Here is a 24,285-nt window from a genome sequence, read left to right as displayed (position 1 = left end):
CACCATGGAACTGATCAACAAGAAAATCGAGCTGTCGGACTTCCTGGCAGAACGCGAACAGGTGCTGATGACCTGGCCGACCGGCAAGGACGTCAAGTTCGCTGATGGCGTGAAGTACCAGCAATCGCTGCCGGAGCACAAGCGCTTCGCGGCGGTCCTGAAGAAGGCCGACGACGAGGGCAAGACCCTGTCGCAACCGCGTGCCGGCGTGGCACTGGTTGATGAGCACATCGCGCTGCTGCAAGGTCTGCAGACCGCCTGCGATCTGCTGCCCTCCACCATCGATGCCTATACCCGTCTGAACCGTTACGACGAAGCCGCCAAGGGCATCGCCAAGTCGCGCGAAGCCGGCACCTCGCTGCTCAACGGCTTCCCTGCGGTCAACCATGGTCTGGAAGAATGCCGCCGTGTGGTCGAAGCGGTCGACAAACCGGTGCAAGTGCGCCACGGCACCCCGGATGCCCGCCTGCTGGCGGAAATCACCCTGGCCGGTGGCTTCAGCGCCTACGAGGGTGGTGGTATCTCCTACAACATCCCCTACGCCAAGAAAGTCTCGCTGGAGAAGTCGATCCGCGACTGGCAATACTGCGACCGTCTGGTCGGCCTGTATGAAGAACATGGCGTGCGCATCAACCGCGAACCGTTCGGCCCGCTGTCCGGCACCCTGGTGCCGCCGTTCATCTCGCACTCGGTGGCCATCATTGAAGGGCTGCTGGCGCTGGAACAGGGCGTGCGCTCGATCACCGTCGGCTACGGCCAGGTCGGCAACATGGTGCAGGACATCGCCGCCATCCGCGCCCTGCGCGAACTGGCTGACGAATACTTCCGCGCCGCCGGCTTCGACGACTTCGAACTGACCACGGTGTTCCACCAGTGGATGGGCGGTTTCCCGGAAAACGAATCGATGGCTTTCTCGGTGATCTCCTGGGGCGGCGCCATTGCCGGCCTGTCGGGTGCCACCAAGGTCATCGTCAAGACCCCGCACGAAGCCCGCGGCATTCCGACCATGGAAGCCAACCGCGCCGGTCTGAACGCCACGCGCCAGATTCTGAACATGGTGCAGGATCAGGTGTTCCCGAACAGTGATGCGCTGGCCTTCGAAGTGGATCTGATCAAGCGCGAAGTGCGCGCGGTCATGAGCAAGGTATTCGAACTGGGTGAAGGCGATCTGGCCGTCGGTACCGTGCGTGCCTTCGAAGCCGGCGTGATCGACGTGCCCTTCGCCCCTGCCGCCTGCAATGCCGGCAAACTGCTGCCGGTGCGCGACAACCACGGTGCGGTCCGTGTCTTTGAAGCCGGCAATGTGCCGCTGCCGCAAGACGTACTGACCCTGCACCGCGACCTGATTGCTGAACGTGCCCGTGCCGAAGGCCGTGACCCGTCGTTCCAGATGGTCGTTGACGATATTTACGCTATTTCCAAGAGTACCCTGATCGGGAGACCGGCAAAATGAAAATTATTCGCGCATTGTTTGTAGCAGGCTATTCCTCCTTCTACTTCGACGACCAGCAAGCCATCAAGAATGGTGCCGGTCATGACGGCTTCAACTACACCGGTGCACCGGTGACCCCGGGCTTCCGCGCCGTACGTCAGGCGGGTGAATGTGTCTCGGTCCTGCTGCAACTGGAAAACGGCGCCATGGCCGTCGGTGACTGCGCCGCCGTGCAATACTCCGGCGCCGGCGGCCGCGACCCGCTGTTCCTGGGCGAACAGTTCGTGCCCTTCCTGGAAAAGCACATCAAGCCGCTGCTGGAAGGCCGTGATGTCGGCACTTTCCTGGAAAACGCGCGCTTCTTCGACAACCTGCAAGTGGAAGGCAAGCGCCTGCATACCGCCATCCGCTACGGTCTGACCCAGGCCCTGCTGGATGCCACCGCCCTGTCGACCGGCCGCCTGAAGGCTGAAGTGATCTGCGCCGAATACAATCTGCCGGTGATCGCCGAACCGATCCCGCTGTTCGGCCAGAGTGGCGACGACCGCTACAACGCCGTCGACAAGATGATCATCAAGGGCGTGGATGTCCTGCCGCACGGCCTGATCAACAATGTGGAAGAAAAGCTGGGCTTCAAGGGTGAAAAGCTGCAGGCCTACGTCAAGTGGCTGGCCGAACGCGTCAAGCAACTGGCCCCGGACAACAGCTATCGTCCGGCGCTGCATATCGACGTCTACGGCACCATCGGCCTGATCTTCGACAATGACCCGATCCGCGTGGCGCAATACATTGCCGGTCTGGAAGACTTCGCCGGTGGTCTGGCGCTGTACATCGAAGGTCCGGTCGACATGGGCGAGAAGGCAGCCCAGATCGAGTGCATGGCCAAGATCACGGCCGAACTGACCCGCATGGGCTCGCCGGTCAAGCTGGTGGCCGACGAATGGTGCAACACCTACGAAGATATCGTGGACTTCACCGATGCCAAGTGCTGCCACATGGTTCAGATCAAGACCCCGGACCTGGGCGGTATCCACAACATCGTCGACTCGGTGCTGTATTGCAACCAGAACGGTATGGAAGCCTACCAGGGCGGCACCTGCAACGAGACCGACGTCAGCGCCCGCACCTGCGTCCACCTCGCCGTGGCCGCCCGTCCGATGCGCATGCTGGTCAAGCCGGGCATGGGCTTCGATGAAGGTCTGAACATCGTTTACAACGAAATGCACCGCACGATTGCCCAGCTCAAGGCAAAAGGGAGCGCAAAGTGAAACCCGCATTCAAAATCCTGTCGCCGACCGCGATTCTGGGTTATGGCTTCCCGGAAGAAAGCTTCCGCCGTGCCATCGCCGAAAAACCCGACCTGATCGCCGTTGACGGCGGTTCCTCCGATCCTGGCCCTTACTATCTGGGCGCGGGCAAAGCCTTTACCGACCGCACCGGTGTCAAGCGCGACCTGCGCTTCATGATCACCGAAGGGGTGAAGAACGGCATTCCGGTGGTCATCGGCACCGCCGGGGGGTCCGGCGCGGCACCGCATCTGGAATGGTGCCGCCAGATCATCCTGGAAATCGCCGCCGAAGAGCAGCTGAGCTTCAAGATGGCGGTGATCCCGACCGATGTCTCCAAGGAGGCCGTCCATGCGGCGCTGGATGCCGGCAAGATCGAGTCGCTGGAATTCGTGCCGCCGCTGACCCACGAAGCCATCGACGCCACCACCAATCTGGTGGCCCAGATGGGTGTGGAACCGTTCATCAAGGCCCTGCAGGCAGGGGCACAGGTGGTGCTGGGCGGTCGTGCCTATGATCCTTCCTGCTTCGCCGCCCTGCCGATCATGCTGGGTTACGATGAAGGTCTGGCGCTGCATTGCGGCAAGATCCTCGAGTGTGCCGCCATCGCGGCCACCCCGGGCTCGGGCTCCGACTGCGCCATGGGCATCCTGGACGAAACCGGCTTTGTGCTGAAAACCTTCTCCGATGAACGCAAGTTCACCCCGGAATCGGCTGCCGCCCATACCCTGTACGAGAAATCCGACCCCTATCTGCTGCCCGGCCCGGGCGGCGTGCTGAACCTCAAGGGCTGCAAGTTCGAAGACATCGGCAATGGTCAGGTGCGCGTCACCGGCTCGCGCCACGAACACACCCCCTACAAGGTCAAGCTGGAAGGCTCGCGTCCGATCGGCTACCGCACCGTCGCCATCGCCGGTGTGCGAGACCCGATCATGATCGCCTCGATCGAGGAGATCCTGCAGGCCGTGCGTGCCCGCGTCGAAAAGAACCTCGGTGCCAACGCCGATGCCAGGGTGTTCTTCCATATCTATGGCAAGAACGGTGTGATGGGCGATCTGGAACCGGTCAAGCAGACCCAGACGCATGAACTGGGGATCGTCGTGGAAGTGGTTGCGCCGACGCAGGAAGCGGCCGATACCGTCTGCTCGCTGACGCGTTCCACGCTGCTGCACTACGGCTATCCGGGTCGTGTCGCCACCGCCGGCAACCTGGCGCTGCCGTTCTCGCCGTCGGATATCCGCGCCGGCGTGGTGTACGAGTTCTCGGTTTATCACCTGATGGATCTGCCGCAGGAAGAGCTGTTCCCCTTCCACATGCAACAGGTCACCCCGCAAGGAGTTTCGGCATGAAACACGGCATTCTCGATATCGCGCGCGTCGTGCGCTCGAAGAACTCCGGACCATTCGAGCTGGTGCTGGACGTGATGTTCAAGGATCACACCATCTACGAAACGCTGCGCGAGACCCGTCAGTTCACCAAGGAACGCGTCGCAGCCGCCTACGGCATCGCCCCGGAGGATATCCATAACATCGTCTGGTTTGCCCCGGCCCATGCGGTCAAGGTGGTGATGCAGCGTCGCATTGTTTCCGGTGCACCGGGCGACTCGGATGTCTATGGCGCCCAACAGCATGCCCCCCTGCTCGGGCTGACTTTCGAGCTCTGAGCCAAAAAGCGCGGGCCTCTCCGGCCCGCGCTTTTTTGTTTCCTCCGCGCGTCTCACCCGCATCCCCGGCAGAAAGATGACCGCAAGGAAAACCTGCCCCATTCCATGCCCGGCAGACAGGCTCGCAGCACAATGACCATACCTACTGATTGCATTGTCATCCAAGAGTCTGATCCTACCCCCTCAGCCGGACATGCTCGATGAGATAACGCCACTGGCACTGCTCAATCTGCGCCTGATGCTGCCTGTCGCGCTCGGCGCGCTCGTCCCCGCGGAGATGGGCATAACCTTGCAGGACCCGCACCGAACGCAGGCAAAAGCGCCGGACAGATTCGCTGCGACGCTCGGCACTGGCAACCTCTGCCAGCACGGGCTCACCCAGCAGCCAAAGCAGACTGGCCAGCACAGCCATCTGAAGATGTTTCATCATCATACTCCCAGGCTGGCCACGCTTTGCCGGCACCGAGGGTCGGCGGGTGGCCGAAAAGAAAAAGCCCCGGACCTGGCCGGGGCGAATGTGAGCCATCAGCGTGCGGCCGCGCCGTGCTCGACCATGTAACGCCGGTAGCAGTCCTCGATCACCTCGCTGAATTCACGGTCTCGCGACGCGCGCTCGGCCGAGGGCAACTTGGCATAGTTCAGCCGGGCCTGGACAATACCGGTGCAATGACGGTTGATCTGCAGATTGCGTTTGTTGAGCTCGTCGGCACTGGCCTGGACCTGAGCCAGGGTGACGCCGCTGAAGAGCGCCAGCGTCATAAACAGGCAAGACAGTTTTTTCATTTGCAGCTCCTTTTTTAAAGATCAATCTTAAACAAATTGTTTAAGCATAGACGTTATAAAACTGCAAAATCCACGACGTCAAGTCGATGCAACCTGCGGCCAATCCTCTGCTCTCCGACTACATAAGCCCCCACAGAACGGGTAAAATAGGCCGATGCCAACCAAGGCTCATCCCGACAGGACACTTCATCCATGAGTAGCATTCTGGTCACCGGCGGTGCCGGCTATATTGGCAGTCATTCCCTGCTGGAGCTGATGGCAGCCGGTCACCGCGTGCTGGTTGTCGACAACTTCAGCAACAGCAAACCGGCAGTTCTGGAGCGTGTCGCCCAGCTGAGCGGCCAGCAGGTGGCCTTCCGGCAGCTGGATCTGCTGGATCGTCCGGCACTGCAGCAATTGTTTGAGCAGCATGCCATCGATGCGGTGATTCACTTTGCCGCCCTCAAGGCGGTCGGCGAGTCGGTGGCCCAGCCGTTGCGCTACTATCACAACAACCTCACCGGCACGCTCAATCTGCTGGGCTGCATGCAACAGGCCGGGGTGCGGAGAATCGTCTTCAGCTCATCGGCCACGGTGTATCGCGATGCCGGGGGACAGGCCATCGGCGAGGACTTCCCGCTGGGGCCGACCAACCCCTATGGCCAGACCAAGCTGATGACCGAAACCTTCCTGCGTGATCTGGCCATCAGCGAAGGCGGCTGGGACATTGCCCTGCTGCGTTACTTCAACCCCGTCGGCGCCCATCCCAGTGGCCTGATCGGCGAAGACCCCAATGGCATTCCGAACAACCTGCTGCCCTTCGTCAGCCAGGTGGCGGTCGGCAAGCTGGCCGAGCTCAAGGTATTCGGCAATGACTACCCCACCCCGGATGGCACCGGTGTACGCGACTATCTTCATGTAGTGGATCTGGCGCGGGCCCACGTCAAGGCACTGGATCTGATCCGCGCACAGAGCGGGGTCCATACCCTGAACCTGGGTACCGGCCGCGGCTATTCAGTGCTGGAGATGATCCGCGCCTTCGAACGCGCCAGCGGCCGCAGCATCCCCTTCCGGGTGGCAGAGCGGCGACCGGGCGATATTGCCTGCTGTTTTGCCGACCCGACACGGGCGCAGCAGCTCATGGGCTGGCGGGCGGAATACGATCTGGATGATATGTGCCGCGATGCCTGGCGCTGGCAGCAGCAGAATCCGCAGGGATATAACTGAGACAAACCAAAGGGCCGGTCAGACTGACCGGCCCTGTCATTTTCAACCATCGCTTCAGGCAATACGCGGCGTATCGACCTTCACATCACCACACTGTGCACGGTGACGCAGCGCATGATCCATCAGCACCAGCGCCAGCATGGCCTCGGCAATCGGGGTCGCACGAATGCCGACACAGGGATCGTGGCGGCCGTGGGTTTCCAGCGTCACCGGGTTCCCCTGCCTGTCGATCGAACGCCGTGGCGTGGCGATGCTGGAAGTCGGCTTGATGGCGATGGAAACGTCGATGTTCTGTCCGGTAGAGATGCCACCGAGGATGCCGCCGGCGTGGTTGCTGAGAAAGCCCTGCGGCGTCAGCTCGTCGCCATGCTCGCTGCCCAGCTGGGCAACGCTGGCAAACCCGGCACCGATCTCCACCCCCTTGACGGCATTGATGCTCATCATGGCATAGGCAATCTCGGCATCCAGCCGATCGTAGACCGGTTCACCCCAACCCACCGGGACCTTCTCGGCCACCACCCGCAAGCGTGCGCCCACCGAATCCAGACGCTTGCGAATACTGTCCATGTAGGCCTCCAGCGCGGGAACCGTGGCGCTATCGGCAGCAAAAAACGGATTGCGCGCCACTTCAGACCAGTCGGTGAACGGGATCTCGATGTCACCGATCTGGGTCATGTGGCCGCGAATCACGATGCCGTATTGTTCATGCAACCACTTCTTGGCAATGGCGCCGGCGGCGACGCGCACCGCGGTTTCACGCGCAGAAGAACGCCCGCCGCCACGCGGATCGCGCACGCCGTATTTGTGCCAGTAGGTGTAATCGGCATGCCCCGGGCGGAAGGTATCGGCAATATTGCCGTAATCGCGCGAGCGCTGATCGGTGTTGCGAATCAGCAGGGCAATCGGGGTCCCGGTGGTTTTGCCCTCATAGACACCGGAAAGAATTTCGACCTTGTCTTCTTCGCGGCGCTGGGTCACATGGCGGCTGGTGCCCGGCTTGCGCCGGTCCAGTTCCAGCTGGATATCTTCCTCGCCAAGCGCCATGCCCGGCGGACAGCCATCGACGACGCAGCCGATGGCCGGACCATGGCTCTCGCCGAAGGAGGTGACTGTAAACAACAAGCCGAAGGTGTTTCCCGACATCCTGGTTTCTCCATGATTCAAATCTGTTTTCAGCCGATTCTAGCATGCAGAGCGGCACACACCTGTCGGCAATCTTTACAGATTCTCCGCCACCTGGTCGTGGCGGCCGGCCAGCCAGTGCAGCACCAGGAGGAAATGTTCCTCGACCGCGTCGGGATGGGTCAGCAGGGAGGCATGGTCATAATCATGGCGGTAGCCGGTCTCCCGGCCGAGCAGATGCAGACGGGACAGGTGCGGCCCGGACTCATCGCGGAAACGTCGCACATCGTCGCGGTGCCCCAGACAGGGATCATCGGCCGCAGCGAAATACAGGGTGGGCGGCAGGGTGTGTCGTGCCGCCGCCGCGCCGTAATCGTAGCCGTCCACCGGATCGACCCAACGATCATCCTGAACCCAGCGATTGCTGTGACCATGGCTGGCGGCACTCTCGTTATCCGGCCCCAGCCCCATGGCGCGTGACGGCAGATAGCCGACCACCGAGACGATGGCACGCGCCAGATAGTTCCAGAACAGATCCACCTTGAGATAGCGCTGAAGATTGCGCACACGCACGCTGCGCTTGGAGGCGAAGTAAACACAGGAGGCGACATCGTCGATCAGCGCCGGGGCACGCAGCAACGCACTGTGCATCAGCACCCCGCCCCAGGAGTGCCCCATCCAGTGAACCGGAACCTGGCCCTTGATGGCACGAATGGCCCGATGTGCCGCCGGGATATCATCACGGATGCTTTCGGTCTGACCATGGCGCGCCCGGGCATCAATCCGCGGGGTGCTGCCCCCGCGACCGCGCAGGTCGAGCACGAACACATCGTAACCGGCTCGCGCCAGGTAATGCGCCAGCCCCTTGCCGGAGCTGGAATAGAAGATCCGGCCGTTGGCCATGGCACCATGCACCATCAGCACCGGCGCACCGGCCCCTTCGCGGTAGATCCGTTTGATGCGCAGGGTATCGTCTGCCGTCACCGGCACGTAGAGGTCTTGCTGCAAATTGTTCACGGCCATCCCATGGTCAAGTTCGATCGCCGTCTGACGCGGCAATTCAAGCAAACGCTTGAATGATTACCGTAGCCAGCGGCTGACGTCAAGCCATGGTCATTGGCCGTAGGCCGCCGCCTCAGCGGGACGACGGCGTGGCACGCCCTGCCGTCAACCAGGACAGCAGCGCCAGGGCCACGCCAATCATCAGCATGCCCGAGGCTTCGGGCGGATTGGGGACCTCCCCCATTTGCAGCCAGGCCAGCAGTACCGCCACGGCGGGGATCGCCAGCACATTCAGTCCGGCCATACCGGCCGTCAGCCGTGACAGCAAGACCATCCACAGCAGCCAGCCCAGTCCGGAGGCCAGCACGCCGAGGTAGAGCAGCAGGCCGACCAGTGTCCAGCTGACATGCACGGGCGGAGCCGGGATCAGCCAGGCCAGCAACCCCAGCGGGATCAGCCCCCAAAGCATCTGCCAGAAGGTCAGCGCCAGGGTATCGACCCGGTGGGCCTTGCGCAGCAGCTTGGCTTGAACAGCCGCCAGCGCCCAGGACAGACCACTGGCCAGCGCCAGCAGATCGGGCAGCAGGCTGCCGTGCAAATGCCAGGGCTGAATGATCAGCACCAGACCTACGGCAGCCACCAGGACAGCGCCCCACTGCATGGACGACAAACGTTCATCCAGCGTGACGCGCGCCAGCAGCAGGGTCCAGAACGGCATGGTGTAGGCCAGTACCGAAACCTTGCCGGCACCGCCGGCCAGCAATGCCATGGTGGCCAGGGCGCCGAAGCCGGCAGTCTGCCCCATGCCGAGCCAGAAGGTCGGCCAGAAGGGGGTCGGCCGCACGCTGCGACCGGTCAGCAACAGGGCACACCCCAGGGTCACCAGACCAAGCAAGGTGCGCCAGAATGCCAGTTGCAAAGGTGACATATAGGGCAGGCCCAGCTTGCTGGCCGTCCAGCTGTATCCCCACACCAGCCATAGCCCGAGCAGCAGCATCAGGCTGGCGCCACGCGAAGGCGTTTTCACGGTATCTCCCCAAAAGCTTTGCCATTGAATGAAAAAACGGGCGTGATCGCGCACGCCCGTCCGGATGGCCGCCCCCGCAGGGGCGGCATGATCATGCCTGTTCGAGGTTCTTCGACACGATCTCGAACACGTCCTTGGACAGCTTGGCGGCCGCCATGCGTTCCAGTTCTGCCTTCATCAGGGCCTGACGCTGCGGCTCGACCTTCTTCCAGCGGTTGAAGGCCGCCACCAGGCGACTGGCCACCGACGGGTTGAGGGCATCAATCTGCAGCACCTGGTCGGCCATGAAGCGATAGCCACTGCCATCGGCAGCATGGAAATGCTGGATGTTGCGGCCGAAGGTCCGTTGCAGCGAGTAGACCTTGTTCGGGTTCTTGATCGAGAAGGCCGGATGTTCCAGCGCCCCCTTGACATGTTCCAGGGCACAAGGAATCTGGCTGCTGGCCAGCAGGGCAAAATACTTGTCCATCACCAGCGGATCATCGATCCAGCGCTCGGAGAAGGTCAGCAGGCAGTCGGTACGCTCGGTCGAGTCACGATCGCGCAGGGCAAGCAGCGCGCCCATCTGGTCGGTCATGTTGTCGGCAGCCAGGAACTGCTTCTTGGCGGCCTCCAGCGGCCAGGCCTCATCCAGCAGGCACAGCATGGCCAGGGCATGGTTCTTCAGTGCACGGCGGCCGGCATCGGCAGGACGGTACTCACGGGTCTGGTTCAGCTCGAAGGTCGAGCGCCATTCGGCACGCAGTGCCTGCGCCAACTGACGCAGCACGAAATCGCGCACGTGGTGGTTGGCAGCCGGGTCGGCGCCATCGAACCACTCCAGCATTTCACCCTCGCCCGGCAGGGTCAGCATCAGCGCCTTGAAGGCCGGATCGGCCAGGGTATCCTTCAGCACGGCGGCAAAGGCGGCGGTAAAGTGCTCCGGCACCACCAGGGCGCGGCCGGCCTGATGATCGGCCACCATCTGACGCAGCACACGCTGCGACAGGGTCTGCCCCGCTTCCCAGCGCGCAAAGGCGTCGGAATCGTTGGCCATCAGGAAGGCCAGCTGGGCATCGGTCAGGTCGATGTGCAGATTCACCGGTGCGGAGAAGTCACGCAGCAGCGACGGGACTGGTTCGCACGGCACATTGATGAACACGAAGCGCTGTTCGGCCTGCTTGATGTCCAGCACGCGGGTGGTGGCACCGGCGGTGCTTTCACCCTGCAGCTGCAGCGGCAGATCCTTGCCATCCGTTCCAATCAGGCCGAGCGACAGCGGAATGTGCATCGGCTGTTTGTCCGTCTGACCCGGGGTGGCCGGGCAGGACTGGCTGACATCCAGCTGATAGGTACGTGCGGCGGCGTCATACTGGCCCTTGACCGTCAGCACCGGCGTGCCGGCCTGACTGTACCAAAGGGCAAACTGGCTCAGATCGACATCGTTGGCGTCGGCCATGGCGGCGCGGAAGTCATCGCAGGTCACGGCATGGCCGTCATGGCGCTTGAAGTACAGGTCCAGGCCCTTGCGGAAGCCGTCACGGCCCAGCAGGGTCTGGTACATGCGCACCACTTCGGCACCCTTCTCATACACCGTCATGGTGTAGAAGTTGTTCATTTCGATATAGCTGTCGGGACGGATCGGATGGGCGGTCGGACCGGCATCTTCCGGGAACTGCATGGCACGCAGCCCCTTGACTTCCTCGATGCGCTTGACAGCGCGACTGGTCATGTCGGCACCGAACTCCTGATCACGGAAGACCGTCAGGCCCTCCTTGAGCGACAGCTGGAACCAGTCGCGGCAGGTGACACGGTTACCGGTCCAGTTGTGGAAGTACTCGTGGCCAATGACGCGCTCGACACCTTCAAAGTCGAAGTCGGTGGCGGTTTCCTGGCGCGCCAGCACGTACTTGGTATTGAAAATGTTCAGGCCCTTGTTCTCCATGGCGCCCATATTGAAGTCGCCCACGGCCACGATCATATAGATGTCGAGGTCGTACTCCAGGCCAAAGCGCTCTTCGTCCCACTTCATGGCGTGCTTGACCGCCTCCATGGCGAACAGCACCTTGTCCTGATCCGCCGGTTCGGTCCAGATTTCCAGCGCCACTTCCCGACCGCTCATGGTGATGAACTTGTCTTTCAGCGCGGTCAGCTTGCCAGCCACCATGGCAAACAGGTAGGACGGCTTGCGATACGGATCAACCCACTTCACCCAGCGGCGCTTCTTGTCGACCATCCCTTCGCCGACCTTGTTGCCGTTGGACAGCATGGCCGGGAACTTGACCTTGTCAGCCACGATGGTGGTGGTGAACTTGGCCATCACATCGGGACGATCCAGATAGTAGGTGATCTTGCGGAAGCCTTCCGGCTCGCACTGGGTAAACAGATTGCCATTCGAGGCATACAGCCCCATCAGGCTGGTATTCCTGGCCGGCTCGATTTCGGTTTCGACTTCAAGGATGAAGCTGTCCGGCACATTGCGGACGGTCAGCTGGTCATCGACCAGCTGATAGCGGTCTTCGCCCAGGGCCTGGCCATCCAGCACCACACCGGTCAGTCGTGCCGAACCATCGAGCACCAGATCAGCGGCCGTCTCGGCCGCCGGATTGCGATTGATCACCAGGCGCGAGGAAACCCGCGTCAACTCGTCTTCGATATCAAACTTCAGATCAACCCGGTCTACCAGAAAAGCGGTCGGGCGGTAATCATGGCGATACTTGACTTGAGGCTGGAGTGTCATTTTCAAACTCACTTTTACGAGGTCGATACGGCAGGGCAGATGCGCTGCCAACCATCCGCTATGCTGCGGATTTCACTGAGCCGGCCAGGGGCCGGTTTTTTTCATCAGGGACAAACGGCAGACATCGGGCTGCTGAGCCAGCGGGGTCACGCTCAGCGTCAGCAGTTCGTCGCGACGGAAGGCATGCACGCTGACACGCTGACCCGGCACCAGACGGGCCTGCATCTTGTCGGCATCGGTGACACGCAGACCGTCAACGGCCACGATGACATCGCCGCCGGACAGACCGGCCGCCTGGGCGGCCCCGCCATCCCAAACCTGCTGCAGACGCACGCCCAGGGCGTCGGCCGTGGCCTTGATGCCCAGCGTCGCCCGCGGTGTTTCCGGTGCCGGCTTAGCAGCACCAAAGCCCCCCCGGTCTGAGGGCGAGGCAGCCAGATCCAGGCTGAGCGTCACGCCCTGGGTCGCCAGCAACTCGGCCAGGGGCAGATCCCGCGTCGAACGCAGGGCATGTTCGAAGAAGTCCGTCAGGTCGAGGCCGGTGGCCTCGGCAGCCAGTTTTTCCCACTCATCCTCGGCAATGCCGGCGCCATCCCGTAGCCATTTTTCCCACATGTGGCGCATGACATTGTCCAGAGACTTGGCCCCACCGGTCTTGTCGCGAATCAACAAATCCAGTGCCAGCGCCACCAGGGCACCCTTGGTGTAATAGCTGACGATACTGTTGGGGCTGTTCTCGTCCTGGCGGTAATACTTGGTCCAGGCATCAAAGCTGGACGCTTCCAGTGTCTGCTTGGTACGACCATTGCCGCGCAGGACGCCGGTGATGGTTTCAGCCAGCAGGCCGAGATAGCGTTCGCGATCGATCAGACCGCTGCGCAGCAGTGCCAGGTCGTCATAGTAAGAGGTGATGCCCTCGAAGGCCCACAGCAGGCGGGTGTGATTTTCCCGTGTCAGGTCATAGGGCTGGAATACGGCCGGCTTGAGTCGCTTGACGTTCCACGAGTGGAAATATTCATGGCTGATCAGACCCAGCAGGCGCAGATAGCCATCACTGACCGCCTTGACCCCGGGTTGCGGCAGATCATCGCGTTCGGCCATCAGCGCGGTAGAGCTACGGTGCTCCAGCCCCCCATAGATCTCTTTGCCGGCCAGCAGCATGAAGACATAGCGCTCGAAGGGGGCCGGCTCGCCAAACAGACGGATATGCCATTCGCAAATTTTCTTGACATCACGCGCCAGGCGCTTCAAGTCGGCGGTAAAGTGGCCGGCGATGACAAATTCATGCGGCACGCCACAGGCCTTGAACGACACGGTCTGGAAGGTACCGATCTCGACCGGGTGATCGATCAGCTCATCGTAGTTCTCGGCCCGGTAACGGCCAAATCCGCCGCGCTTTTGCTTGTCGGCACGGGGCGTGAGACTGGTGGCGACCCGCCAGTCCTGGTAGCCCTTGCCGCGCGGGGCCTCGATGTCGACTTCACAGCGACTTTGCTCATAGCCCTCGACCGACAGGAACACGCTGGTGCCATTGAAAAAGCCGCGTTGCTGATCGAGATAAGCGCCGCGCACCGACAGATCGTAGGCATACACCTGATAGTGCAGGGTCAGCGGTCCGCTGACCGGATCGGCTTGCCAGCTGTGCTTGTCCAGCTGGTGCAGCGCCACCGCCTGCCCTTCGCTCTCGGCACGCAGTGTCACGATATGGCGCGCAAACTCGCGAATCATGTAACTGCCGGGAATCCAGGCTGGCAAATGGAACAGCTGACCTTTTTTGGCGGGCTGACTGACGGTGAGGGAGACTTCGAACAGATGTGCTTCGGGCGACAGGAGACGAATGCGATAGAGAACGGGCACCGACATGAGAAACCATCCTGCAATGCAAAAACGGCATTCTAACATTGCTAATGGCATTGTGCTGGGCGCCAAAAGAAATTGATGCAGGTCAACTAATGTCGACACCATGACATTATACTGCAAATGTTGTTGGTATTAGTTTAATAACAAAGCAAGCCTGCAAGCCGCCGGGGTCAATGAACCTTGCGATTTTCATGACCACTGAAATTCGCTGGTGTTTGGCGAATGTTAATAGAATAACGGCATAGGCATTACGGGATAAATTCGGTTCGCTGCTTGGCGAACCAAGGGATATGTCTCAACGAGGAATCTGCCGGACATCGGATCGCGGGTAATCCCGGTCAGATGTCTTCTGCGGCGTTGCAGTGTTTTTCACGTTCTGAGTTCGCAACCTTGGAGAAAACCATAAATGGAAACGCAATCCACTTATAATTATAAGGTGGTGCGCCAGTTTGCCATCATGACCGTTGTATGGGGCATAGTCGGCATGCTGGTGGGCGTCATTATCGCGGCCCAGATGGTGTGGCCGGAGCTCAATTTCGGGCCCTGGTTCCACTTCGGTCGTCTGCGCCCCTTGCATACCAACGCGGTGATCTTTGCCTTCGGCGGCAGTGGCCTGTTCGCTACCTCGTATTATGTGGTTCAGCGCACCTGCAACGTCCGGCTGATCTCCGACAAACTGGCAGCCTTCACCTTCTGGGGATGGCAATTCGTGATTGTCTGTGCGGCCATCTCCTTCCCGCTCGGCATTACCTTCGGCAAGGAATACGCCGAACTGGAATGGCCGATCAAGATCATGATCGCCGTGATCTGGGTGGTGTACGCCATCGTGTTCTTCGGCACGCTGGCCATCCGCAAGGTCAAGCACATCTACGTCGCCAACTGGTTCTACGGCGCCTTCATCCTGGCGGTAGCCCTGCTGCACATCGTCAACAGCGCCTTCATCCCGGTGACGTTCCTGAAGTCCTACTCGGCCTACTCCGGCGCCGTCGATGCCATGGTGCAATGGTGGTATGGCCACAATGCCGTGGGCTTCTTCCTGACCGCCGCCTTCCTCGGCATGATGTACTACTTCGTCCCGAAACAGGCCGGTCGCCCGATCTACTCCTACCGTCTGTCGGTGGTGCACTTCTGGGCGCTGATCTTCACCTATATGTGGGCGGGTCCGCACCATCTGCACTACACGGCGCTGCCTGACTGGACCCAGTCGCTGGGCATGGTGTTCTCGCTGGTGCTGCTGGCACCGAGCTGGGGCGGCATGATCAACGGCATCATGACCCTGTCCGGCGCCTGGCACAAACTGCGTACCGACCCGATCCTGAAGTTCCTCATCGTTTCGCTGTCGTTCTACGGCATGTCGACCTTCGAAGGTCCGATGATGTCGATCAAGACCGTGAACGCCCTGTCGCACTACTCCGACTGGGGTATCGGCCACGTGCACTCCGGTGCGCTGGGCTGGGTGGGCTTCATCACGATCGGTGCCATCTACTACCTGATCCCGCGTCTGTGGAACCGTGAAGAAATGTTCAGCATCAAGCTGATCGAAGTGCACTTCTGGATTGCCACCGTCGGCGTGGTGCTCTACATCGCCTCGATGTGGATTGCCGGTGTGACCGAAGGTCTGATGTGGCGTGCAATCAACCCGGACGGCACCCTGACCTACGCCTTCGTGGAAGTGGTCAAGGCAGTTCACCCGTACCTGATCGTCCGGACGCTCGGCGGCCTGTTCTATCTCGCAGGCATGCTGATCATGGGTTACAACGTGTTCCGCACCATCAATGCAGGCAAGGCTGTCGACGCCAAGATCCCGGCGCTGGCTGGCCAAGGCCACTGAGCGGAAAGGCAGAATAAAAAATGGATAAGATCCAGAAACTTGTCGAAGAACATGTCGGCTTCCTGATCGTGTTCACCCTGATCGTGATCAGTATTGCCGGCCTGGTGGAAATTGTTCCGCTGGCCTTCCAGAAATCCACGACCCAGCCGATCGCCGGTCTCAAGCCGTACAGCGCGCTGGAGCTGACCGGTCGTGACATCTATATCCGCGAAGGCTGTTATGTCTGCCACTCGCAGATGATCCGTCCGTTCCGCGCCGAAACCGAGCGTTACGGTCACTACTCCGTCGCCGGCGAATCGGTGTACGACCATCCGTTCCAGTGGGGCTCCAAGCGTAACGGCCCGGATCTGGCCCGCGTTGGTGGCCGCTACTCCGACGAATGGCATCGTGTCCACCTGATGAATCCGCGTGATGTCGTGCCGGAATCGAACATGCCGGCATTCCCGTGGCTGGCCAAGAATCTGGCGGATTCGGATGACGTTCAGGCCAAGATGCGTGCCCTGCGCATGGTCGGTGTTCCGTACACCGATCAGGACATCGCCAATGCCAAGTCGGAAGTCGAGGGCAAGTCCGAAATGGATGCGCTGATCGCCTACCTGCAAAGCCTCGGCCTTGCACTGAAGAACGTGCGTTAAGCCATGGACTGGACCAATTTTGCCCGTGAGCTGTTTACCGTTTTCTGCTTTGCATCGTTTCTGGTGTTTGCCTGGGTGGCTTACAGCAAGCGCTCGAAGAAACGCTACAACGACGTTGCGAAGATGATCATCGACGACGATGACACGCCGCGAGATAACGGTGAACAACAATCCGGCAATGGAGCGAGATGATGAGTGATTTTGTCAGCGGTTTTTGGGGGATCTACATCACGGTAATCGTGATCGTCGGCTTTATCGGCATGGCCGCGCTGTTGATTACCCAGTCGAAAACAACGGTCAAGCCGGGTGAGCAGGCCGAAACCATGGGCCATGTGTGGGACGGGGACCTGCAGGAGTACAACAATCCCCTGCCGCGCTGGTGGATGATGCTGTTTTATCTGACCCTGGCCTTCGGCGCCGTGTACCTGGTGCTGTACCCCGGTCTCGGCACGTTCAAGGGCTTGCGCAACTGGACGTCGGTCGGTCAGTACAATGAAGAGCGTGCCCAGGCCGAAGCCAAGTACCTGCCGATGTACAACAAGTACCTGTCGATGGACCTGAAGGCTGTCGCCGCCGATCCGCAGGCACATGAAATGGGGCAGCGTCTGTTCCAGACCTATTGCATCCAGTGCCATGGCTCGGATGCCCGCGGTGCCAAGGGCTTCCCGAACCTGGTTCACCACGACTGGCAGTATGGCGGGGATCCGCAAACCATCAAGACCACCATCCTCGGTGGCCGTCATGGCCAGATGCCGGCCTGGGGTTCGGTACTGGGTGAAGAGAAGGTCAAGGATGTGGCCAACTACGTGCTGTCCATCGCCGGCAAGAAGCATGATGCCGACCGTGCCGCCCGTGGCGAGTCGACCTTCAAGACCATCTGCGCCACCTGCCACGGACCGGATGGCCATGGCAACCAGCAGCTTGGTGCGCCGAACCTGACGCACCCGAGTGGTGTATGGCTGTATGGTGGTACCGAGAAGACCATCATCGAAACCATCACCAACGGCCGCAACAACCAGATGCCGGCCTGGAAGGACTTCCTGGGTGAAGGCAAGGTGCACCTGCTGGCCGCCTATGTCTGGGGTCTGTCCAATCTGCCGCAACAACCGGCTCAGTAATTCCGGTTGATCGCCACAGCCCGCGCAAGCGGGCTGTGGCGTTTCAACATAACAAATCATTCTAAGGTTATAACCTTAGAACCATAAGAATGATGTAAAATTCATAAAAGTGAACTTTAGATCATTCTCCTAGGGGAAACGACCATGTCGGATTCACTGAAGGACATCAAGGTCAAGGTGGAAAGCCCGAAAGAGCAATCCATTTCGTTGTACGAAAAATCTCGCAAGCTCTACCCGCGCGACGTGCGCGGGATCTTCGCCAAATGGCGCCTGCTGTTCCTGTTCGGCACCCAATTGTTCTACCTCGGCATGCCCTGGGTCACCTGGAACGGACGCCAGGCATTGCTGTTCGATCTGGTCAACCGCAAGTTCTACCTGTTCGGCCTGACCATCTGGCCGCAGGACTTCGTCTATCTGTCCGCCCTGCTGATGTGCTGTGCCTTCGGCCTGTTCCTGTGGACCACCATCGCCGGACGTCTGTGGTGTGGCTACGCCTGTCCGCAAACCGTCTACACCGAGGTCATGCTGTGGATCGAACGCCTGGTGGAAGGCGACCACATCAAGCGGCAAAAGCTCGACAAGCAGGCCATGAACGGACGCAAGTTCGTCACCAAGACCATCAAGCACGGCATCATGATCGTGTTCTCGCTGTGGACCGGCTTTACTCTGGTCGGCTACTACACGCCAATCCGCGATCTGGTGGCGGCCGCCCCGACCTTCAACTACGGTCCCTGGGAAACCTTCTGGATCTTCTTCTACGCCGGCTTTACCTATCTGTTTGCCGCCCATATGCGCGAGCAGGTCTGTAAGTACATGTGTCCCTACGCCCGCTTCCAGAGTGTGATGTTCGACCGCGACACGCTGATCATTTCTTACGACGAAGCCCGCGGCGAACCACGCGGAGCACGCAAGAAAGGGATCGACCCGAAGGATGCCGGACTGGGCAGTTGCATCAACTGCGGTATCTGTGTCCAGGTCTGCCCGGTGGGCATCGACATCCGTGACGGTCTGCAATATGAATGCATCGGCTGTGCCGCCTGTATTGATGCCTGTGACGAAGTCATGGACAAAATGGGCTACCCGCGCGGCCTGATCAGCTACACCACCGAAAATGTGCAGGAAGGCAAGTTCACGCGGGACCAGATCAAGCAGCGCATCCTGCGACCGCGCGTCATCATGTATTCGCTGGTTTTGCTGGTGGTCATCACCACGGCGGCGACGGCATTCTTCCTGCGCCTGCCCTTCAAGGTAGACATCATCCGCGACCGCGCTTCTCTGGTACGGGAAACCGATGATGGCTGGCTGGAAAACAGCTACAGCATCCGCATCATGAACGTCACCGACCAGCCGCAGCGCTTCACGCTGACCGTTGACGGCATGCCGGATCTGCGACTGCAGGCCGATGAGAAGGAAATACTGGTTCGCCCGGGCGATAACCGCTTGGTCGGTGTGCGTGTTCAGGCACAGCCGGAAGTGGCCACCAAGGGTAGCCACGAAATTCACTTCACCATCAGTCGGGCGGATGATCCGTCGCTGAAGACCCGGGAAAAATCGAGCTTCATCGGCGAGTAAGCCGATTCCCGGTCCACACAACGCCGTCGTCAGCGACGGCGTTATTGCATCCGCGCGGCAAATGACGTCCAATGCCGCTTTCGTTTGCCAAACAGGAGAAACACCATGTTGTCCGTCAAACCACTGTTGACCGCCCTGTCCTGCGCCCTGTTGCTCGCTGCCTGCGCCAGCACGCCCTACCAGCCGGCCAGCCTGAACGGCAACATTCAGTTGCCGGCCAGCCTGATGACAGCCAAAGAGCTCATGGTGCGGCAACGCCTGCTGGATGTCAGCGGCAGCGGTGGTGCCGCCAGCGTGCTGAGCGAGCAGTTTATCAACCGCCCGCAGAAAAACCCGCTGGTCTATGCCCTGCCCTATGACCGCCAGGCTATCCACAGCGGGGGTCATTACGAAATTGATACTCAGGTCTATGCCGGCGGTGAGCTGCGTGCGCATGCCACCCAGGCACTGACGGCAGGAAGCGATGGCCTACCGGCCACCGCAGACGTCCAGGCACAGCCTGTGGGCCAATAAAGCAGAACCTGTACAACCGGCATTGACAGAAGAATATCTATAATCAAGGAACAAACATCTGGCCGGCGCGGCACGACCGGCCGGCGCAAGGGGGGAATCACATGAAACGCCAGTTTTCGCTGACCCAGCAACTGACGGCCACGCTGGCCCTGGGCTTTTTTGCCCTGCTGCTGGTCGGACTCATCGGCATGCTCAAGTTGTCGCAATCGCAGGACCGCTTTGACTACAGCATGAAATATGTCATCCCGGCCATCCAGCAGATGAGCGACCTGGCCGCCGCCTCGGATCAGTTGCGCATCAACGCGCTGCTGCTACCGATCGCCACCCCGGCAGCCCGCCCGGACATCGAGAAAAAAATGGCCGACATCGATGCCTCCATGGACAAGACCATGTCGCAGTACGTCTCGAGCTATACCGATGAGGACGTGCGAGCCATCGGTCAGGCCAAGGTCGATTATTACTCGGCACAGGACCCGACCCTGTTCAAAGAGGATGTGGCCGCGCTCAAAGCCTGGCGTGCCGAGCGCGATATCTTCGTCAAGGCGGTACATGCCAATGACCAGGCCGCCATGCAGGCCAGCTACACCGGCTTTGCCCAGGCCAGCGACAATCTGACCAAGGCCTTCGCCAGCCACCTCAAGATGAATTACGACCTCGGTGTGGACGTGTCGGATGCCAACAAGGCCAACTATGAGCTGGCACGCAATTTCATGCTCGGCCTGATCGTTATCTCCGGCGCCCTGTCGGCCCTGTTCGGCATTCGTATGGTGCGCAATATGCGCAGCAGCCTGCTGGCACTGAAGGACACCATGAAAAATGTCCGGGAAAGTCTGAACCTGACCCAGCGAGCACCGGTTCTGCGCCGGGACGAAATCGGCGAAACATCGGCCAACTTCAACGAGCTGCTGGAGCGGCTGCAGGACAATCTGCGCACCATCCTGCAGGGGGCGGACCGCGTGGCGCTGCTGGCCAACTCGGTGACACAGGCCTCCAATAAAGTCTCGCAGAGTGCCAATGTGCAGAGCGAGGCCTCCTCGGCCATGGCAGCCTCCATCGAGCAGATGACCGTCAGCATCACCCATGTGGCTGATCGTGCCAGCGATACCCGTGACGGCGCGCAAAACGCCGGAGAGAAGGCCAAGCAGGGGGCGGCTTCGATCAGTGAAACCATCAGCGATATCCACAATATCGCCGACGTGGTGGAGGAGGCGGCAGAGAGCATCCGCAAGCTGGACGAAGAAAGCACCCAGGTGGCCAACGTCATCCAGATCATCCGTGACATCGCCGACCAGACCAATCTGCTGGCGCTCAATGCCGCCATCGAGGCAGCCCGTGCCGGCGAACAGGGACGCGGTTTTGCCGTGGTCGCCGACGAAGTGCGCAAGCTGGCGGAGCGCACGGCGCAATCGACGCTGGAAATTGGCGCCACCATCACCAAGATGCGTGATTACGCCCACAGCGCCACCAATCAGATGTCAAATGTGGAGAACCTGGTCCAGACCGGTGAGCAACGTGCCGACCTGGCCGACAAGTCGATCCGCGAAATCGGCGAGGCCACGCGCCTGGCCTCCGAGCAGGTCGGTGAAATCAGTCAGGCCATCAGCGAACAAGGTGCGGCCAGCCAGACCATCGCTGCCCGGGTGGAGCAAGTGGCCGGCATGGCCGTGGAAGCCAGCCAGGCATCGGAGGAAACCGCCCGACTGTCCGATGAACTCGACGAGCTGGCCAAGGAGCAAATTCGCATTCTGAAGAGTTACACCCTCTGACCGCGCTTCTTCGGGGTTGCCCGGGTACACCGCTTACCTGAGCAACCCTGCCGCCTGCCGCTGTTCAGCTTCCTTCCTCTCCATTTTCCGATACAAATCCATCACGCCGATGTCACCTGTCTTCTGGGCCGTGTCACGGGGGTTCGACCCATCGCGCCATGGTGCCAGAACCCCTTTGAGCAACGCTTGGGCCGGTTCCGTGTCAATGGCCAGCAAAACCTGGCAATACTCGATCAGTCTGGCGGAAGAACCTTCACGCAAGGTCCTACAGTGGTCAGCATCCAGCTTCAGGGCATTCACGACCTCCACATCGCTCAGTAAGCCACAACGGGATAATTGCTGCAGCAGCGCCCCAAAACGTTTGATATTCCCGGAGAGTGGGTTCTGGAACAACAAGTTTTCCAACAGCAAGGGCCCCCCCGCTGCGCCAATCAGCTTGCGGACTTGCTCACCTGTCAGTACCTTCTCCCGCACCAGCATCGCCAGCATTTGGGCATAGTGTGAATAATCCTGTGACAGGCTGTTGGTCAACAAATTGAGCACCCCCTGCCCCAGCCAGTCTGTCAGCTTTGACATGGCCGTCTTCGAGCTGCGCTTCATGGCCACCAGAACCTCGCCAACTTCAGGCGTGAGCCGGGGCTGGCTCTCGGAGAGCAAGGTCTGCCATTGGTCTACCCCCAAACGCACGGGGGGAAGCTCGGCGGCAAGATTCGGCACGATTTGCAGCAATTTCTGCCTCACCCAGGCAGCATGCAGCTGTGCCTTGGCCCGCGTCTCAACCGGCCACGCATTGTCTAGCGTCGGCAGCAGAAAGGACGCCAAATTCTTCTGGTCCAGACATTTCAGTTGGTATAACGCCGCGCAGAACGAGGCATATTGCTGCAGCAGGATCGTCTCCTGCGGACTCTTTGGCGTCTGCCAGTGACTCAGCAGCCGGGGGCGCAGCAGGCTTAACCCTGGATGGCGCAGACATCCCTCTACCCATCGTTCGCCAAGGGTTTCACCCTGTTTCAGCATGGTCAGCAACTTGTCATAGAGTGTCGCCTGGTTTGCCATCAAAGGATGGCAGTGCGATTGCAGCCAGCCCCCCTCTCCCGCCTCGGCCAGTTGACGGTATAGGTTCATACAGGTGTCCTCCAGCCCCGCATGGATGCCCGTCTTCAGCACCGTCAGCGAGGCGGCCAGATAGCGCTGGCCAGCCTCGACAGAGCTCAGCACGTTCCAGGGCTGCCGCTGCAGATACTGATGCGCCCGTTCAGGTCCCAGCCGGCACAGAAAACGCGTCAGACATGCCGGATCCCTCAGCAAGGCAGCCGGCATGGCCAGCAAGTCATCGGGCGGAGCGTGCTCGATCAGTTGATCGACCATCTGGGGCAGGTAGCGGCGCAGCGCGCTGTGCAACGGATGCTCCCGCCCGGCATCCAGTGCCTGTACCAGCTGGTTGAGGTCTGCGACTTGCAGCGGACGGGGTTGGCTATTCCGGGCATCCCCCGATAGCGCATCTTGACACCAGAATACGTCGGCCTGGGCGACCAGGGTGGTGGACGCCTGATTCTGCGACCATTTGACGAGATGCACTTCGGGATAGGCCTCTGCCGGAAAGCAGTTGCCTGCCATCTGCCGGAGGATACGGCGGGTAATCAGGCTCGGATCCGTCGGCACGCCGGCTGGCATGTAGTCTTCGTCCAGGCGGGTGACATCGGACATCTCCAGATCAATCGAGGTCTCCTGGCGGATCGCCGCCAGTTGCTCCTCGTCCAGACAGCCCGCATGGGCTGGCGTCAGCGCGGCCTTCAGCTTTTCCTGCACCTGGCCGGCCAGTTGCCAGGCCACCGCCCCCGGATGCAGCCTGGTCAGCAATGCCTCCAGACACTCGTTAATGAGCTCATCATTCAATTGCGCCTGCCAGACATTGCTGTAGACCTCGCCGCAGATGCTCAGGCCAATACTGGGTGCCAGGCGGTTTTTCAGCGCGTTCACGATATGCACTTCATTATATGGATAGGCGTCCAGGTGTCCGAAATAGCGTTCGGCAAAGACCTGGCAGCACTGGTCGGTGATTTGCTCCTTGATCTTCTGCACCTCGCCGGGGAGCCCCGAGAGCCGCAGGCTCAAGGCCTCGCAAGTCCGATACAGGGCACTGAAGGCGCCAGGACCGCAAGCCTGCACATTGTCCCCCAGATCAATCAGCAGGCGGGCCCGCTCATCTTGCGGGATGCCGCCTTTGGCAAGCAGTGAACACAGCAATTCCAGATATTGCTTGCCCTGACCCAGCAAGCTCTCCATGTCATGCTGGCTGTAGCTGGCAGTCACGATTCTGTCGATCAGCCCCTGCAAATGCTGCTGGCAGCGATGGCTCGTGTTCTCTGTCCCGATCGCCTGGCTGGCGGCCTCCTTCAACTGTCTGATTCCGTCCTTGAACTCCGCCAGGCAGCACTGACCCTCCCGGGTCTTTATGAACTCAGACCAGCTCATGCCGCTGGCAGAATGAAAATAATGCCGCGGGCGATCTCCACCCGGCAGATCCTTCGCCGGTGGCGCACTGGGTCCATGAACAGCGCTAGCGGCAGGGCTCGCATTGGCCGCCAGACAAGTATAAAAATCTGCCCTGGGAGAAATGGCTAGCATGACATCCTTTCACTTAGAGTCATCGGATAAGAGGCGTCCATCGGGATGGACTGGGCATGCACGCGCATTCTTCGACCATCCCTGCCGGCGGTCTTTGGTGAAAGCACCGCGGTTTTGCGGTT

Annotated in this window: 20 protein-coding genes; 12 read left to right on the top strand and 8 right to left on the bottom strand. The window is 60.6% G+C overall.

Annotated elements, in window-relative coordinates; genetic code table 11:
* Nucleotides 1–4 precede the first annotated feature (4 nt).
* The 4 genes from AACH39_RS16395 to AACH39_RS16380 are packed head-to-tail and all read left to right on the top strand — an operon-like array spanning nt 5 to nt 4,381.
* A complete protein-coding gene (locus tag AACH39_RS16395; protein ID WP_215777463.1) occupies nt 5–1,453 on the top strand; it encodes a methylaspartate mutase subunit E in 1,449 nt (482 codons plus the stop codon).
* Nucleotides 1,450–2,700: a methylaspartate ammonia-lyase gene (locus tag AACH39_RS16390; protein ID WP_215777465.1), complete on the top strand. Its 1,251-nt coding sequence runs from the start codon at nt 1,450–1,452 to the stop codon at nt 2,698–2,700. The genes AACH39_RS16395 and AACH39_RS16390 overlap by 4 nt, the downstream gene beginning before the upstream one ends.
* Entirely contained in the window at nt 2,697–4,067 is a 1,371-nt protein-coding gene (locus tag AACH39_RS16385) for an acyclic terpene utilization AtuA family protein (protein ID WP_215777466.1), read from the top strand. The genes AACH39_RS16390 and AACH39_RS16385 overlap by 4 nt, the downstream gene beginning before the upstream one ends.
* On the top strand, nt 4,064–4,381 hold the full coding sequence (locus AACH39_RS16380) for a DUF4387 domain-containing protein (protein WP_215777467.1): 318 nt from the start codon (nt 4,064–4,066) through the stop codon (nt 4,379–4,381). The genes AACH39_RS16385 and AACH39_RS16380 overlap by 4 nt, the downstream gene beginning before the upstream one ends.
* Nucleotides 4,382–4,556: 175 nt before the next feature.
* Here AACH39_RS16380 and AACH39_RS16375 read toward each other — a convergent pair whose 3' ends face one another.
* Together AACH39_RS16375 and AACH39_RS16370 are read right to left on the bottom strand one after the other, a co-directional pair.
* Nucleotides 4,557–4,808: a hypothetical protein gene (locus tag AACH39_RS16375; protein ID WP_215777469.1), complete on the bottom strand. Its 252-nt coding sequence runs from the start codon at nt 4,806–4,808 to the stop codon at nt 4,557–4,559.
* 98 nt (nt 4,809–4,906) lie between these two features.
* The gene (locus tag AACH39_RS16370; RefSeq protein WP_338620591.1) at nt 4,907–5,164 is read right to left on the bottom strand and encodes a hypothetical protein; all 258 of its coding nucleotides are present in this window, start codon (nt 5,162–5,164) and stop codon (nt 4,907–4,909) included.
* A 192-nt stretch (nt 5,165–5,356) separates the two neighbouring features.
* Here AACH39_RS16370 and galE point away from each other — a divergent pair, with 192 nt between their 5' ends.
* Nucleotides 5,357–6,370, top strand: a complete 1,014-nt coding sequence (gene galE / locus AACH39_RS16365; protein WP_338620590.1) for a UDP-glucose 4-epimerase GalE — start codon at nt 5,357–5,359, stop codon at nt 6,368–6,370.
* 54 nt (nt 6,371–6,424) lie between these two features.
* On the opposite strand, the gene aroC is transcribed toward galE, so the two are convergent.
* From aroC to AACH39_RS16340, 5 genes are all read right to left on the bottom strand, one after another.
* Complete coding sequence (gene aroC / locus AACH39_RS16360) at nt 6,425–7,513, bottom strand: chorismate synthase (RefSeq protein ID WP_215777475.1); 1,089 nt, start codon at nt 7,511–7,513, stop codon at nt 6,425–6,427.
* A 75-nt stretch (nt 7,514–7,588) separates the two neighbouring features.
* The gene (locus AACH39_RS16355; RefSeq protein WP_338620589.1) at nt 7,589–8,515 is read right to left on the bottom strand and encodes an alpha/beta fold hydrolase; all 927 of its coding nucleotides are present in this window, start codon (nt 8,513–8,515) and stop codon (nt 7,589–7,591) included.
* Nucleotides 8,516–8,627: 112 nt separating this feature from the next.
* Entirely contained in the window at nt 8,628–9,521 is an 894-nt protein-coding gene (locus tag AACH39_RS16350; protein WP_252346077.1) for a DMT family transporter, read from the bottom strand.
* A 91-nt stretch (nt 9,522–9,612) separates the two neighbouring features.
* Nucleotides 9,613–12,240 (bottom strand): aminopeptidase N, encoded by a 2,628-nt coding sequence (gene pepN / locus AACH39_RS16345; RefSeq protein ID WP_215777480.1) that lies wholly within the window; start codon nt 12,238–12,240, stop codon nt 9,613–9,615.
* A gap of 72 nt (nt 12,241–12,312) precedes the next feature.
* A complete protein-coding gene (locus tag AACH39_RS16340; RefSeq protein ID WP_215777482.1) occupies nt 12,313–14,103 on the bottom strand; it encodes a PDZ domain-containing protein in 1,791 nt (596 codons plus the stop codon).
* A 403-nt stretch (nt 14,104–14,506) separates the two neighbouring features.
* Between AACH39_RS16340 and ccoN the strand changes: the two genes are divergently transcribed.
* From ccoN to AACH39_RS16305, 7 genes are all read left to right on the top strand, one after another.
* Nucleotides 14,507–15,931 (top strand): cytochrome-c oxidase, cbb3-type subunit I, encoded by a 1,425-nt coding sequence (ccoN, locus tag AACH39_RS16335; protein ID WP_215777484.1) that lies wholly within the window; start codon nt 14,507–14,509, stop codon nt 15,929–15,931.
* Between the two features lie 20 nt (nt 15,932–15,951).
* On the top strand, nt 15,952–16,566 hold the full coding sequence (gene ccoO / locus AACH39_RS16330) for a cytochrome-c oxidase, cbb3-type subunit II (RefSeq protein WP_215777486.1): 615 nt from the start codon (nt 15,952–15,954) through the stop codon (nt 16,564–16,566).
* A 3-nt stretch (nt 16,567–16,569) separates the two neighbouring features.
* Complete coding sequence (locus tag AACH39_RS16325) at nt 16,570–16,758, top strand: cbb3-type cytochrome c oxidase subunit 3 (protein WP_215777489.1); 189 nt, start codon at nt 16,570–16,572, stop codon at nt 16,756–16,758.
* On the top strand, nt 16,755–17,684 hold the full coding sequence (gene ccoP, locus AACH39_RS16320) for a cytochrome-c oxidase, cbb3-type subunit III (protein WP_338620588.1): 930 nt from the start codon (nt 16,755–16,757) through the stop codon (nt 17,682–17,684). Before AACH39_RS16325 ends, ccoP begins: the two co-directional genes overlap by 4 nt.
* Nucleotides 17,685–17,828: 144 nt before the next feature.
* Nucleotides 17,829–19,256 (top strand): cytochrome c oxidase accessory protein CcoG, encoded by a 1,428-nt coding sequence (gene ccoG, locus AACH39_RS16315; RefSeq protein WP_338620587.1) that lies wholly within the window; start codon nt 17,829–17,831, stop codon nt 19,254–19,256.
* Between the two features lie 105 nt (nt 19,257–19,361).
* A complete protein-coding gene (locus tag AACH39_RS16310) occupies nt 19,362–19,769 on the top strand; it encodes a YbaY family lipoprotein (RefSeq protein ID WP_215777496.1) in 408 nt (135 codons plus the stop codon).
* Between the two features lie 101 nt (nt 19,770–19,870).
* The gene (locus tag AACH39_RS16305) at nt 19,871–21,535 is read left to right on the top strand and encodes a methyl-accepting chemotaxis protein (RefSeq protein WP_215777498.1); all 1,665 of its coding nucleotides are present in this window, start codon (nt 19,871–19,873) and stop codon (nt 21,533–21,535) included.
* 33 nt (nt 21,536–21,568) lie between these two features.
* Here AACH39_RS16305 and AACH39_RS16300 read toward each other — a convergent pair whose 3' ends face one another.
* Nucleotides 21,569–23,935, bottom strand: a complete 2,367-nt coding sequence (locus tag AACH39_RS16300; RefSeq protein ID WP_338620585.1) for a hypothetical protein — start codon at nt 23,933–23,935, stop codon at nt 21,569–21,571.
* Nucleotides 23,936–24,285 lie beyond the last annotated feature (350 nt).

This window comes from Paludibacterium flexuosum (genome assembly GCF_037076605.1).
Taxonomy (GTDB): domain Bacteria; phylum Pseudomonadota; class Gammaproteobacteria; order Burkholderiales; family Chromobacteriaceae; genus Paludibacterium.
The sequence above is the reverse complement of the archived record's forward strand: the minus strand, read 5'-3'. Positions and strand labels throughout refer to the sequence as shown.

What these genes read in the sequence shown, in the direction of transcription:
- AACH39_RS16390 (WP_215777465.1), top strand. Translation starts at nt 1,450, where the DNA reads ATGAAAATTATTCGCGCATTGTTTGTAGCAGGCTATTCCTCCTTCTAC.
- AACH39_RS16325 (WP_215777489.1), top strand. Translation starts at nt 16,570, where the DNA reads ATGGACTGGACCAATTTTGCCCGTGAGCTGTTTACCGTTTTCTGCTTT.
- aroC (WP_215777475.1), bottom strand. Translation starts at nt 7,513, where the DNA reads ATGTCGGGAAACACCTTCGGCTTGTTGTTTACAGTCACCTCCTTCGGC.
- pepN (WP_215777480.1), bottom strand. Translation starts at nt 12,240, where the DNA reads ATGACACTCCAGCCTCAAGTCAAGTATCGCCATGATTACCGCCCGACC.
- AACH39_RS16395 (WP_215777463.1), top strand. Translation starts at nt 5, where the DNA reads ATGGAACTGATCAACAAGAAAATCGAGCTGTCGGACTTCCTGGCAGAA.
- AACH39_RS16305 (WP_215777498.1), top strand. Translation starts at nt 19,871, where the DNA reads ATGAAACGCCAGTTTTCGCTGACCCAGCAACTGACGGCCACGCTGGCC.
- galE (WP_338620590.1), top strand. Translation starts at nt 5,357, where the DNA reads ATGAGTAGCATTCTGGTCACCGGCGGTGCCGGCTATATTGGCAGTCAT.
- AACH39_RS16340 (WP_215777482.1), bottom strand. Translation starts at nt 14,103, where the DNA reads ATGTCGGTGCCCGTTCTCTATCGCATTCGTCTCCTGTCGCCCGAAGCA.
- AACH39_RS16310 (WP_215777496.1), top strand. Translation starts at nt 19,362, where the DNA reads ATGTTGTCCGTCAAACCACTGTTGACCGCCCTGTCCTGCGCCCTGTTG.
- AACH39_RS16370 (WP_338620591.1), bottom strand. Translation starts at nt 5,164, where the DNA reads ATGAAAAAACTGTCTTGCCTGTTTATGACGCTGGCGCTCTTCAGCGGC.
- ccoP (WP_338620588.1), top strand. Translation starts at nt 16,755, where the DNA reads ATGATGAGTGATTTTGTCAGCGGTTTTTGGGGGATCTACATCACGGTA.
- ccoO (WP_215777486.1), top strand. Translation starts at nt 15,952, where the DNA reads ATGGATAAGATCCAGAAACTTGTCGAAGAACATGTCGGCTTCCTGATC.
- ccoG (WP_338620587.1), top strand. Translation starts at nt 17,829, where the DNA reads ATGTCGGATTCACTGAAGGACATCAAGGTCAAGGTGGAAAGCCCGAAA.
- AACH39_RS16375 (WP_215777469.1), bottom strand. Translation starts at nt 4,808, where the DNA reads ATGAAACATCTTCAGATGGCTGTGCTGGCCAGTCTGCTTTGGCTGCTG.
- AACH39_RS16380 (WP_215777467.1), top strand. Translation starts at nt 4,064, where the DNA reads ATGAAACACGGCATTCTCGATATCGCGCGCGTCGTGCGCTCGAAGAAC.
- ccoN (WP_215777484.1), top strand. Translation starts at nt 14,507, where the DNA reads ATGGAAACGCAATCCACTTATAATTATAAGGTGGTGCGCCAGTTTGCC.
- AACH39_RS16355 (WP_338620589.1), bottom strand. Translation starts at nt 8,515, where the DNA reads ATGGCCGTGAACAATTTGCAGCAAGACCTCTACGTGCCGGTGACGGCA.